Origin of the sequence: Moritella sp. 5 (assembly GCF_018219455.1) — a bacterium.
In the GTDB taxonomy this organism is placed as follows: Bacteria; Pseudomonadota; Gammaproteobacteria; order Enterobacterales; family Moritellaceae; genus Moritella.
This window is the reverse complement of record NZ_CP056122.1, coordinates 2,779,689-2,792,400: the sequence shown is the minus strand read 5'-3', so window position 1 is coordinate 2,792,400 and position 12,712 is coordinate 2,779,689. Positions and strand designations below refer to the sequence as shown.

9 protein-coding genes are annotated in these 12,712 nt (G+C 37.4%); 6 read left to right on the top strand and 3 right to left on the bottom strand.

Going from position 1 to position 12,712, the window contains the following annotated elements; translation table 11 throughout:
- Positions 1–16: 16 nt before the first annotated feature.
- Positions 17–1,930 carry an acyltransferase family protein gene (locus HWV01_RS12485; RefSeq protein ID WP_211671861.1) on the top strand — a complete coding sequence of 638 codons (1,914 nt, stop codon included), beginning with the start codon at positions 17–19 and terminating at the stop codon, positions 1,928–1,930.
- A 69-nt stretch (positions 1,931–1,999) separates the two neighbouring features.
- On the opposite strand, the gene HWV01_RS12480 is transcribed toward HWV01_RS12485, so the two are convergent.
- Positions 2,000–3,658 (bottom strand): choice-of-anchor Q domain-containing protein, encoded by a 1,659-nt coding sequence (locus HWV01_RS12480; protein WP_211671860.1) that lies wholly within the window; start codon positions 3,656–3,658, stop codon positions 2,000–2,002.
- A 426-nt stretch (positions 3,659–4,084) separates the two neighbouring features.
- Between HWV01_RS12480 and HWV01_RS12475 the strand changes: the two genes are divergently transcribed.
- The 4 genes from HWV01_RS12475 to HWV01_RS12460 all read left to right on the top strand — a co-directional run bounded on the left by HWV01_RS12475 (position 4,085) and on the right by HWV01_RS12460 (position 8,485).
- The gene (locus HWV01_RS12475) at positions 4,085–5,110 is read left to right on the top strand and encodes a polysaccharide deacetylase family protein (protein ID WP_249185297.1); all 1,026 of its coding nucleotides are present in this window, start codon (positions 4,085–4,087) and stop codon (positions 5,108–5,110) included.
- Between the two features lie 35 nt (positions 5,111–5,145).
- Complete coding sequence (locus HWV01_RS12470; RefSeq protein WP_211671859.1) at positions 5,146–6,273, top strand: glycosyltransferase family 4 protein; 1,128 nt, start codon at positions 5,146–5,148, stop codon at positions 6,271–6,273.
- 11 nt (positions 6,274–6,284) lie between these two features.
- Positions 6,285–7,439: a glycosyltransferase family 4 protein gene (locus HWV01_RS12465; protein ID WP_211671858.1), complete on the top strand. Its 1,155-nt coding sequence runs from the start codon at positions 6,285–6,287 to the stop codon at positions 7,437–7,439.
- A 68-nt stretch (positions 7,440–7,507) separates the two neighbouring features.
- The gene (locus tag HWV01_RS12460) at positions 7,508–8,485 is read left to right on the top strand and encodes a sulfotransferase (protein ID WP_211671857.1); all 978 of its coding nucleotides are present in this window, start codon (positions 7,508–7,510) and stop codon (positions 8,483–8,485) included.
- An 88-nt stretch (positions 8,486–8,573) separates the two neighbouring features.
- On the opposite strand, the gene HWV01_RS12455 is transcribed toward HWV01_RS12460, so the two are convergent.
- On the bottom strand, positions 8,574–10,310 hold the full coding sequence (locus HWV01_RS12455; protein WP_211671856.1) for a sodium:solute symporter family protein: 1,737 nt from the start codon (positions 10,308–10,310) through the stop codon (positions 8,574–8,576).
- The gene (locus tag HWV01_RS12450; protein WP_045110219.1) at positions 10,311–10,562 is read right to left on the bottom strand and encodes a DUF4212 domain-containing protein; all 252 of its coding nucleotides are present in this window, start codon (positions 10,560–10,562) and stop codon (positions 10,311–10,313) included. It abuts the gene before it with no gap.
- A 279-nt stretch (positions 10,563–10,841) separates the two neighbouring features.
- Between HWV01_RS12450 and HWV01_RS12445 the strand changes: the two genes are divergently transcribed.
- Positions 10,842–12,686: a DUF294 nucleotidyltransferase-like domain-containing protein gene (locus HWV01_RS12445; RefSeq protein ID WP_211671855.1), complete on the top strand. Its 1,845-nt coding sequence runs from the start codon at positions 10,842–10,844 to the stop codon at positions 12,684–12,686.
- The last annotated feature ends 26 nt before the right edge of the window (positions 12,687–12,712 follow it).

Genomic DNA, 12,712 nt, shown 5'->3' with positions numbered 1-12,712 from the left:
GATTAATTAGGTCTTTATGATATTTAGAAAAGATGTTAATGGCTTAAGGGCAATAGCTGTTATTGCTGTTGTATTGTATCATTTTAATGCATCTTGGCTACCTGGTGGTTTTGCTGGCGTAGATGTTTTTTTTGTTATTTCTGGTTTTTTGATGACGGGAATAATATTCAGAGGAATAGAGCAAGACAACTTTTCCATTTTAAAGTTTTATGTTGCACGTGCTAATAGGATTATCCCCGCTTTAGCTTTTCTTTGTTTGGTATTACTTATTTTTACTTGGGTTTATCTTACACCGCTTGATTATAAAGTATTAGGTAAATATGTTGCTAGTAGCTTAGGCTTTTTTTCTAATATTCTATATTGGAAGGAGATTGGTTATTTTGATGCCAGAGCACATCAAAAATGGCTCTTGCACACTTGGTCACTATCTGCAGAATGGCAATTTTATATGTTATACCCGCTGACACTTGTCGTAATGCGAAAGTTTATATCTATAAAGATTATAAAATCGATAATTATACTTGGAACAGTTTTAGGTTTTATTGTTTGCATCGTCGTTACCTACGCCAAGCCTGATCCGGCATATTATCTATTACCTACAAGAGCATGGGAAATGATGGTTGGTGGTATTGCCTATCTTTATCCTTTTACGATTAAAGAAGAAAGAAAGAGATTAGTTGAGTGGACTGGGGTCGCTCTTATTTTTACTTCATATCTATTTTTTTCAAAAGAGAACCCATGGCCGGGTTATCTTGCTATATTTCCTGTTTTAGGTTCATTTCTTATTATCCAAGCGCAACGAAATAATAGTTTTATTACTAATAATATTGTATTTCAAAAGTTGGGAGAATGGTCTTATTCTATATACTTGTGGCATTGGCCATTAGTTGTAGGGATTTATTATTTTTCACTAAATGATGAGTATGTATACTTAGGTATTGCATTATCGACGTTATTGGGTTTCTTGAGTTACAAGTATATAGAGAAAATTAATTTAAGAAATGATTTTGATAGTACTTTTAGTTATTTAAGATGTAAACCATTACACATGGTTTTTATCGGGAGTATCTTATCAACGACTATTTTTTATAATGCTAATTATTTTTATGATATGCCAGAATCTATTTTTGATGCTGTTATTATAAGTCCGGCAACGGATGGGCATAGTGAATATACATGGAAATTGGTTCACGAATTCGATAAAAAAATATCATTCAAAGATGTAAAACATAAAGTATTAACAATAGGGGACTCTCAATCGGGAGATTTTATAAATGCACTTTATGGTGCTGGTCTTAGTCAGAATGTCGATGTAGTATCGAGAATGGTTAAAATGCGCTGTGAGGTTTTCTATATAGATGAAAATAGCTTAAAGGAGTCATTTAAAATAAATGAAAATATAATAAATGGCTATGTTTCAGAAGAGCTATGTAAAAATCAAATTGAAAGAATCCAAAAAGACCCTATTGTCGAACAAGCGACAATCATTATTTTATCGATGCTTTGGAAAGATAAAAATATGCCATATGTTATACAGTCGATTGAAAACATTAGAGAGGCTAATGAAAAGGCTATTATTTATATTGTCGGAGGTAAGTCATTCAATAAATCGATCCAAAAAATAATTTATGAGTCACATTATAATGATGTAGATCTTGAACTTTCGGCATTTGATGAAATTGCGAATGATAAGAATGTAAATATTGATTTTCAAAGTCATATATTCAATAAAAACAAAGATGTTTTAAGGTTTGAATATATAGACATTATGAGTACCTTATGTGACTCTAATAAGTGCGCAATTTTAACTGGTAACAATTTGCCTGTTTACTTTGATGATACTCATACCACGCCTGTGGGTGCTGAATACATAGGGATGAAAATTAAAAAAAGAAATATTTTTCCATCAGGTTTTTATTTAGCTGAGTAACTACTTTTATATACAATATTTAAACGTGTTATTCGATAATATTGTACTCAGGTTGTGGTTTTTTAATTATTAAGGATCTAATGTTTTTATGGAAATTCCTGAAGGCGCCTTAGGCGTTTCGCCCTTGCCTATGTATTCATACGCGCCAATATCCCATTCTCCATCATGTGGACGATTATTACCAAGTATATCTGTGGTTATCTCCTTGCCGTAAAGATTTTTAAAAACAGTGTAAGAACTGGAAATACTACCAGCATTTATTGCAGGAGAACCTAACGTTAGGGTGTGACCATCTTTATAAAAAGATGGGTTCTGGGTTACACAACTGTTTACGCTATCATTACATTTTCCTGATGACACTAGTGTTGCGAGTTCGGTGTGTATTCTGCCATCCACATAAATCCGAATAGGGTTATAAAACAAACTATTTTCAATGTTTGAATTAGCCACTGCAGTATCATCACCCTTCAAGATAATTGCGTATGCATTGTTACCTGAGAATTCGCCATTGCGTAGATTTGCTATTATATTCCCTGTAATATCGGCTTCGAATCCAGGAAGTGTTTGATACGCAATACCATGAACTGCATCAGTAATGGTGTTATTACTAATGTATGTATTTCCCGTATTGTACGCCATGAATCCTACCCCTGATTGATAAGTTGATATATCGGGATGTTTTTCTCCTGAGATTTCCCTCATCCCATGAATGTTATTGCCGATAACGTGTAGCTCACTGGCTCCTGAAGAATTTATTCCGTAAACACATTCAGATATATCGTTATTAATAAACCAGATTCTACTGGGTTCATAATGAACCACCATACAAGATCCTTGTGAGGATGATGAACTCTCTATGTTAGAGCAAGTATTCTGACTAATAATTACATCATTTGCTTGCTTAATGTCCACACAATTTTCACCTTCATCATAGCTAGTATTTCCTCCGTAATAGAAGTGGTGACTATCAACGCCGCTATGGGAATATTGAACTCCATCACCACCATTGTGGTGTGTCGTGTTATACAAATGCCATACATCATTAATATAACTGCCAGTTGTCAATGCATGCCGATCATTTTCAGCTGCGACTTCCGAATCACCCATATACGATATCGTATTCTTATACGCGATGAAGCCTTCAAATTGTAATCCAGACAATCCGTTTGCATTAATGCCGGTAGTGCCAACACTAAAAGAACCAGAACCTGTTATAACAGTATTACGCACCAATATATGATCTGTTTGTCTATTCTGATAAGGTCGGGCTGAAATCCCTTTATCACCTTCAATATTTAATCCATCTAGATATAAATATGTTCCAGATAGTACAAGATGCATTTTTACCAGATTATTTTTTGCACCTATGATCCATACAGGTTTAGATTTAGTTCCTTCAGAGTGGAAATAAGCTGTGTTTGTATAAGTATATGGTCCTCCGTGTATCTCTACATATGAGCCTGCTGGAAGTAATGAAGGAAAAGTACATCTTGGTTTGGTAATTGTTCCATATGTAATTTTTGCAGAGCAATTAGAACTAGAGCCATCAATATAATACATATTAGTGATCTCTGAGGTCCAAGGTGAGGGAGACAAAGGGGCTGTAATATCAGGGGGAATCCACGCATCAGGAATACCTACCGGATAGTTAAACGCCCAAACGGCGCTAGTTTTTGAAAGTATTATTATGAATATACAATATGTTACGTATCTTAATAAACTATTCATGTTTACTCCGTGTGGAAATAACTTATGTTTAGTAATAGATAAATTGATTATTCCTATATTGCATTTATTTTGTATTTGAAAAGTATGTTTATTATAATCCAAAATGAGATAAATCCCAGTTTAAAGCCTAAAATTGAAGCGTTAGCTATATGGTTTGAATATTTAGATTAGATGCTTCTGCAGTTCACTCAGGTATAACCTAAACTAATTGGAATAAGCCTAGAACTATTTTAAAGGGCTTTGATGAAGGTTCCAGAAGCAAGCTTTCCCGTATAATAGCTTTTTGTGTCGTTCAATCCTTCCATTAGTGATTTAGCCGGGCAGGAGGTTGGCTTTAAAAATAAAGTTGCACCGTTATAGTTTTAGCATCTGTTGAACGGTTTACTTCTGTTAAGCACTCACATGTTCGCCATTCATGGAGGAGTGATGAAAAGTAATAATTTTTTTAAATCTATAGCATTGCACTGTTTAGCTAAGTTGGGGATCTTATCATTTTGGCATTATAAAAATCGGCATAAAATTTGTGTTTTGATGCTACATGGAGTTATGAAAAAGCACTCAAAAAGTGCTTGGGAACCACTGCGCGAACAGCTTTCTCCTGATGAATTTAAACGTACTTTGAGTATTTTGTCTGGTTACTATCAGTTTATTAATATTGAGCAAGCGGTTGATATATTAGCAGGAAAAGCGCCGTTAATTGATAATGCGATGCTTATTACTTTTGACGATGGTTACCGTAATAATATTGATTATGCCTTACCAATTTGTGAATTATTTGGTATTAAGCCTGTTTTATTTGTTGTCACTGGGCATATTGATTCTGGGCTACCTTTTTGGTTCGACCGGTTAGACTACGCACTACAACAAAATATGGGGGGAAAGATCACCCTTGAATATAAAAAGAAGAAGTATTACTTTGATGCAACTTCTCGTGGCGTTTTGCAGAAGAGTTACAAAAACTTTAGGGATTGTTGTAAGCATCATTTTACTGACGAGATTCAAATGAATGAGCTATTTAATGGGCTTTCTGAAATACTTGAACAACAGTCTGGTAGGGCTCTTTCTGATATTTGTGCAAATGATGATTGGTCTGCTATTGCTACATGGGCCCAGCTTCAAGAAGTGGTAGTGCAGGGACGACTAGACGTTGCAAGCCACACTGTGGACCATTTTCGTTTAGAAAGATTGTCGGAAACACAAATGTCACCACAAGTTAAATCTTCTAAAGATCATATAGAACAAGAGATTGCAGTTAAATGTCAATATTTTTGTTATCCTAATGGTAGCTATAATCAGTTAGCGATTAAACTAATAAAAGAATGTGGTTATCGTGCTGCTTTTTCTACTGATCTTGGTTTGTGTAAATCAAAGGATGATTTAATGAATTTAAAACGCCTTGATTTCCCTTCAAATAAAACAGTATCTGAGATTCTTTACCTGCTTAATCTTTAAGTATTTATCACTTATTAAACTCAAGGTTAAATGTCATGGTTAATATTTGTCTTGTTGCTCATTTTGCATATGGCGCGGTAACGGGGGGAGAGCAGGGATCTATCGGCGGAGTTGAAAGACAAACGAGCCTGATGGCAAAATGGTTAGTGAAAAAGGGCCATAAAGTCTCCTTATTAACTTGGATTGAAGGGGGAGGGGATGATGAAATTATTGATGGCGTACATGTAATTAAAACCTGCCGCCAAGATGCTGGCCTACCTGGTATTCGCTTTTTTCATCCAAGATGGACTAGCTTAATAAGCGCTATGAAACGTGCAGGCGCCGATGTGTATTATCAAAACTGTGGTGAATATATTACCGGGCAGGTAGCAATGTGGTGTAAAGCTAATAATAAAAAGTTTTTATATTCATTAGCAAGTGATATGGATGCTGATCCTAGTTTGCCTATCATGAAAACATTAAGAGAGCGTTGGCTTTATAAATACGGTTTGTTAAATGCGAATGAGGTAATTGCACAAACTAATAAACAAGTTAACATGTTAAAACATGGTTTCGGTATTGACTCTTCGATGATGCCAATGCCCTGCCTAGGACCCGATGACAGCCAATATTCACCATTAAAATGGCATAAAGGTAAGCCAACGATACTTTGGGCTGCTCGGATTCACGAATGTAAGCGTTTAGAGATGTTTTTACAAGTCGCTTCTGAATTGCCTGAATATAATTTTGTTGTCGGAGGGAGCCCGGGTAAAGAAGACGCCTATTCACAAGGGTTAATGGATACCATGAGAAACTTGGTTAATGTAACTTATCTAGGCATGGTTGCACGTACAGATATGCCCGAATTATATCATTCCAGTACTGTATTTTGTTGTTCTTCAGAATATGAAGGTTTTCCGAATACTTTTTTGGAAGCTTGGAGCCAAGGTTTACCGATTGTTTCTACGTTTGATCCGGACAGTTTAATACAGAAAAGAAAACTTGGGATAAGTGCAACGAGTAAAGATGAATTAATTTCAGGCATTCGAAAGCTTTGTTCTGATCGTGATTTATGGCAAGTATATTCGTCTAATGCGAGAGATTATTATCAAGAGCATCATTCCGTTGATCAGGTTATGGGGCGATTTGAAACACTATTTAATAATCTAGGGACTCAAATTTAACAGGTCTTTTCATGAAATCAATAAAACTCGCTTTTGTCACACAATTTCCTCTTGATGTTAATCACCCTTTTGGTGGTGTAGAGGCTGTCAGTGTTAATTTGGTTAATTCACTATCTGCATACACTGAACTGGATATTCAGATTGTTACCCTTTGTACGCAAACAGAGAAAATAACTCAAAATAGTTGGGGGAAAGTGACTATTCATCGCTTACCTAAACCTAAAGGTAGTGATCTGTTTAATGCCGTGACGAAAAGTAAGGGGTTGGTTGCTGGTTATGTGCAAAGTTTACAACCAGATTTAATTCATGTACATGATACTTACGGTATTATGCTTAATGATTTATCTATTCCAAAAGTGTTTACCGTACATGGTTTTATCTATGAAAATACACTTTTTTCATCTAGTCGGTTTTGTTGGTTGAGGTCCAAAGTTTGGAAATTAATTGAACAACGCAGTTGGGCTGCTCAAAAAAACATAATATCTATTAATCCTCATGTACGGGAAAAAGTATCATCTGTTTCTTCTGCAACTATTTACGATATTGCAAATCCAATTTTTGACGATTTTTTTTCTGTGGAACGGAATGAAAATAAGCAGGTTATTTTTACATCCTCGATGATATCACCGTTAAAAAATACACTTATTCTAGTCAAAGCAACAGCTTTACTTATGCGTATAGGGTATGACATTGAGCTTAGAATTGCTGGTGAAATGGTTAATAATGAGTATGCAGAGACGTTAAATAATTATATTAAAGAAAACAATTTGTATGACAATATTAAATTATTGGGTCGACTATCGGTATTTCAAATAAAAAAAGAGCTTGGTCAGGCTTCGATCTATGCCTTAGCTTCGTTAAGTGAAAATGCCCCGATGGGAATTGCAGAAGCAATGGCTGTCGGTGTACCAGTTGTCACTTCTAACCGCTGCGGGATGCCGTATATGGTACGTAACGGTGAAACTGGTTTTTTAATTAATCCTTTGGATGAAAATAATATTGCTAATAAATTTAAAATGATATTGGATGATGTTCAACTAAGATTAACGATGGGGAAGAACGCAAAAGAGTTCGCTTTTTCGCAATACCATGCCCAAAGCGTCGCCAAGCGTACATTTTCTGTGTATCAGGAGTTGATGAATAGTAATAGCGTTCATCCTAATTAACCGTTTACTGGAGTCCTATCATCTGAAGTTATAATTTAATTTAAATAAAAATTTGAGTATTGATTATTATGTCCACTAAAAAACAAAAGTTGATTTTTTTGTCTGCAGCCAGCCATTCAGGAACCACCCTAACCGCTATGTTATTAGGGGCGCACCCAGATTTGTGCTGTGTTGGAGAGTTAATGACACCTAGGTTAGGTGGAAAAGAGCGCTATCTGTGTTCGTGCCAAACTATTATTGATGAGTGCTCTTTCTGGAGTGGGATCAGCGATAAGATGGCGAATAAAGGACAAAATTTCAGTATTTCGAATGCCCGAACGGACATTCGTACTGATGCCACACCATATATGTTGCACTTGTTTAAGCCATTAGTGCGTTCCCCTTTTATTGAATTGCTTAGAGATGGCCTATTATCATTGTCACCAACATGGCGGGAACAATCGCCAAAACTACAACAACGTACTACCGATTATGTTAGCGCGATTATAGAGCAGACTGGATCGCAAGCTGTGGTTGATTCCTCTAAAATTGGGATCCGTCTTAAATATCTGCTTAAAAATGAAGATCTGGATGTAAGGGTTATCTGGGTAATACGCGATGGACGAGGTGTATCGCTTGCTTACAAAAATCCTTCTAAATACGCTGATGCGAAAGACCCTAAACTACGTGGTGGTGGTAGTGGTGAAACTCAAGAGCAAGGACGTACTATTTCTGCTGCGGCTAGAGAATGGCTCCGTAGCAATCAGGAATCCGAGGCTTTATTAGCAACCATGGATCAAGATAAATGGATTAAAGTTTATTATGAAGATATTTGTAAAAATACAGGTAATACCTTAGATCGAATTTTTGAATTTATCGGTGTTGATCCTACGAAAAAACGATTGGATTTCAAAACTGTTGAGCATCACGTTGTTGGAAATGGTATGCGTTTGGATTTAAGTGAAGTGATCAAACTTGATGAACAGTGGCAATCGGAATTAACTGCAGAGGAATTAAAAGGATTTTATAGCGTAGCTGGTGACTACCTCAAGTCTATGGGTTATTAAATTTAGGTACGTTGAGTATAATAAAGCACTGAATGTTTTACGCCCAGTGCTTTTTACTTAACCTTACGGTCTTTTGCTATGTCAGTGACTAATGGTCTGCTGCGGCCCCTGCACCTCGAGGAAAGCGTAGGTTATCAACCAGTTGTTGAATATGTAATGGTGCATCACCTGTTACTTTAGTCACAATGAAAGCAACGGAGAAGTTAACAATTGCACCGACTACACCAAATGCGTTTGGTGAAATGCCTAGGAACCAATTTTCTTCCATGCCTCCGAGGAATGATGTACCAGGGATGAACATAATGCCTTTGTGTTGGAATACATACAGCATAGTGATACCTAAACCTGAACACATACCAGCGACCGCTGCACGACCATTAATTTTCTTCGAGAAGATACCCATCATTAACGCTGGGAATAATGACGAACCTGCTAAACCAAAGGCGAGGGCAACGGTTCCCGCGGCAAATCCAGGCGGGTTAAGCCCGAGGTAGCCAGCGACAATAACGGCAATCGTCATCACTATTCGACTTAGTTTAAGTTCCGACTTCTCTGACATATTTGGTGTTATTATACCTTTCATTAAATCGTGTGATATGGCGGATGAAATAGCCAATAACAGCCCCGCAGCTGTAGATAGTGCAGCCGCTAAGCCACCCGCAGCAACGAGTGCAATCACCCAGTTTGGTAAATTTGCAATGGCTGGATTCGCCAGTACCATAATGTCTCGGTCAACTTTTACCATCTCATTTTTAATTGGGTCTGCAACATAGTTGATTTTACCATCGCCATTTTTATCTTCAAATTTTAATAAACCTGTTTTTTCCCAGTCTTTAAACCATTGTGGGCGTTTTTCATATTCTAGTGGTTGACCAGCAATTGGCTCAATTGTATTCATTAGATTGAAACGGGCCATTGCACCGACCGCTGGCGCAACGGTATAAAGTAACGCAATGAATACTAATGCATAACCTGCTGAAGCTCGCGCATCTTTAACCGTTGGAACAGTAAAGAAGCGCATAATTACATGGGGTAAACCAGCTGTACCGATCATAAGCGACATGGTGTAAGCGAACATGTTTAATGTGCCACCCATGTTATCAGTGGTATATTCCTTAAATCCAAGGTCGGTAACAACCATATCGATTTTATCGAGTAGATAAACACCACTACCATCAGCGAGTGTACTACCTAAACCAAGTTGAGGAATTGGATTACCAGTCAGTTGTAATGAAATAAATACCGCAGGGATTGTGTAAGCAAAGATAAGTACACAGTATTGCGCGATCTGGGTATAAGTAATCCCTTTCATACCACCAAGTACCGCATAAACCCATACTACAATCATCCCTATGCCTAAACCTAGGTCGTAATCAACTTCTAAGAAACGAGAAAAAGCAACACCAACCCCTTTCATTTGACCTATGATATAGGTTACTGACGCGACAATTAAGCAGACAATGGCAACGACACGTGCAGTCTTGGAATCATAACGGTCGGCAATGAACTCTGGCACAGTAAACTTACCATGTTTACGCATATAGGGAGCAAGTAAGGTTGCAAGCAGTACAAAACCACCAGTCCAGCCCATTAAGAAGACTGAACCACCGTAACCGAGGAAGGCGATAAGACCTGCCATTGATAAGAATGATGCTGCACTCATCCAATCGGCGCCGATCGCCATACCATTTTGTAATGGTGTAATACCACCACCGGCAGCATAGAAATCACTGGTTGTTTTGGCGCGGGCAAACCAAGCAATAGCAAAATAAATGGCAAATGAACCAAATACGGCGATATAGGTATAGAGTTTTAATTCACTCATTTATTCTTCCTCAACGTTATGTTTTTTGTCCAGTTTATTCATCTGTACTGCATACCAAAATACCAAACCCACAAAGGTATAAATTGAACCTTGTTGCGCGAACCAGAAACCAAGTTTATATCCGCCAAGCCTAAACTCATTCAACTGTTCGACGAATAAAATGCCACAACCAAATGACACGACAAACCATATAACTAAGCAGGTTAGTATGAGTCGTATATTGGCTTGCCAATAGGCGTTTTCTTGTTCCATATCCTTTCTCCCAAAAAAAACGATTAAATCTAAGTAAGTAAAATTAGATAGTGGTTGATCACCTTATAAGTTGTCCTTAACTTGAATGACAAATTGTTGGTGCTCGCAACTAGCATGTTGTAAATCTAGCAACCTTTAAAAATTAACCCTATACAACTTTCGTCTATATATTATTTATGGCGTTGACGATTTAGAGGTAGATAGGTTAAAACTAAACATACAAAACAAGTGGTGTAGACTTTAATTAGCGTTCTTTGATTAACGAGTAGGGATAGAGATATGAATGCAGCATTAAACGACATGGTTGATTTTATTAAAACTACTCCTCCTTTTAATTTGTTAAGCGATCAGCATTGTCACCTCATTGCTAAACACGTCTCAATTGGTTATTACCGAAATCAATCAGAATTAGAAACACAGCGTGACGATCAAGTCATACTTTATCTGGTTAAAAAGGGCGTTGTGGCTTATTACAACGAGATAAACGAACTTCAGGCTAAGTTTACTGAGGGTGATTTGTGCAGCGTATTATGCCAAAAAAATATAGATGCATTACAGATAAGCTTACGGATTGAAGAAGATAGTTTGATCTATTCAATTGATTTTAAAGCATTGCAGGAATTACTGATTGATTACCCTAATGCGTTACAATTTTTATTACAAACGGCTCCACAGCGCTTACAGGATAAAATGGGGGCGGTAAGTGAATCTGCATTGATAGCGTCTAGTCTGACCAATGCGCCAATTATGGATTATTACAATAGTCCTGCCATTACGATATCAAGCCAAGCAAGTATTCAAAATGTTGCCAAATACATGACAGTAAAAAATGTATCTTGTTTGGTTATTATGGCTAATGGTAGCCCTGCGGGGATAGTGACAGATAAAGATATACGACGACGTTGTGTTGCTAGAGGACTGAGTAGTCAAGGTCCGGTGACAGAAATCATGACTGATAAAATGGTGACAATTGATATCAACCTGTGTGGACATGACGCTTTAGCATTGATGATAAGCCAGCGTATTCATCATTTGCCAGTGACAAATCATGGGGTGTTAGTTGGGATGCTAACGGCAACGGATTTAATGAATCAAGAAGGCCATCATGCTGTAAATTTAAGTTCTGTGATCCATAAAGCCAGTTCTGTCACGGCCTTGGTTGAACTTAGTTCGATGTTACCGAAACTGCAGGTAAGCATGGCGAAACTGGGGGCTAGCGCAGATTATTTAGGTAAAAATATCAGTGCGCTGACGATGGCTTTTACTATCCGCTTGATCGAATTAGCAGAACAAAAATTAGGGGCGGCTCCGGTAAGTTATGCTTGGTTGTGTACGGGATCACAAGCACGGCAAGAGCAACTTGTTTATTCCGATCAAGATAATGCGTTAATCATTGCTGATCATGCTACGCCTGAACAAGAAGGCTGGTTTGAAGCTTTCGCTCATTTTATTTGTGATGGCTTGGCGGCCTGCGGTTATATTTATTGCCCGGGTAATATTATGGCGACGAACCAGCTGTGGCGACAAAAAAAGCAAGTTTGGCAAGGGTACTTTACCGATTGGGTGACGCAACCTGAGCCTCAAGCATTGTTGAATAGTTGCGTGTTTTTTGATCTCGCCACTGTGCATGGTGATAGTTCATTATTGCAAGATGTTCGTCGTAATATGCTCATACAAACCCAAAAGAACACTTTATTTTTAGCGCATTTATCGCGTAATGCATTATTACAAAAACCGCCATTAGGTTTCTTTCGTGATTTTGTACTTGTTCATGATGGCAATAACAAAAAAGGTCTCGATCTGAAACATAACGGTCTTGCTCCGATTATTAATCTGGCTCGTATTTATGCACTTGCTGAAGGCATTGAAGATGTAAATACGATAATGCGGTTAAAGTTAGCGGCGGGTACGCCATCATTAAGTCGGACCGAGTCGGCTAACTTAATTGATGCGTTTGAATTGTTAGGTATGTTACGTGCAGAGCATCAAGCCAAGCAGATCGAAAGAGGTGAAGAGGCTGATAGCTATTTGTTACCAAAAGAAATCTCTCGGTTAGAACGTGAACATTTAAAAGATGCGTTTAAAGTCGTTAAAGCAATGCAAAATTATCGTCAAATGGTTTAGCCGTAGGTCAATAATAAGGATGTGAG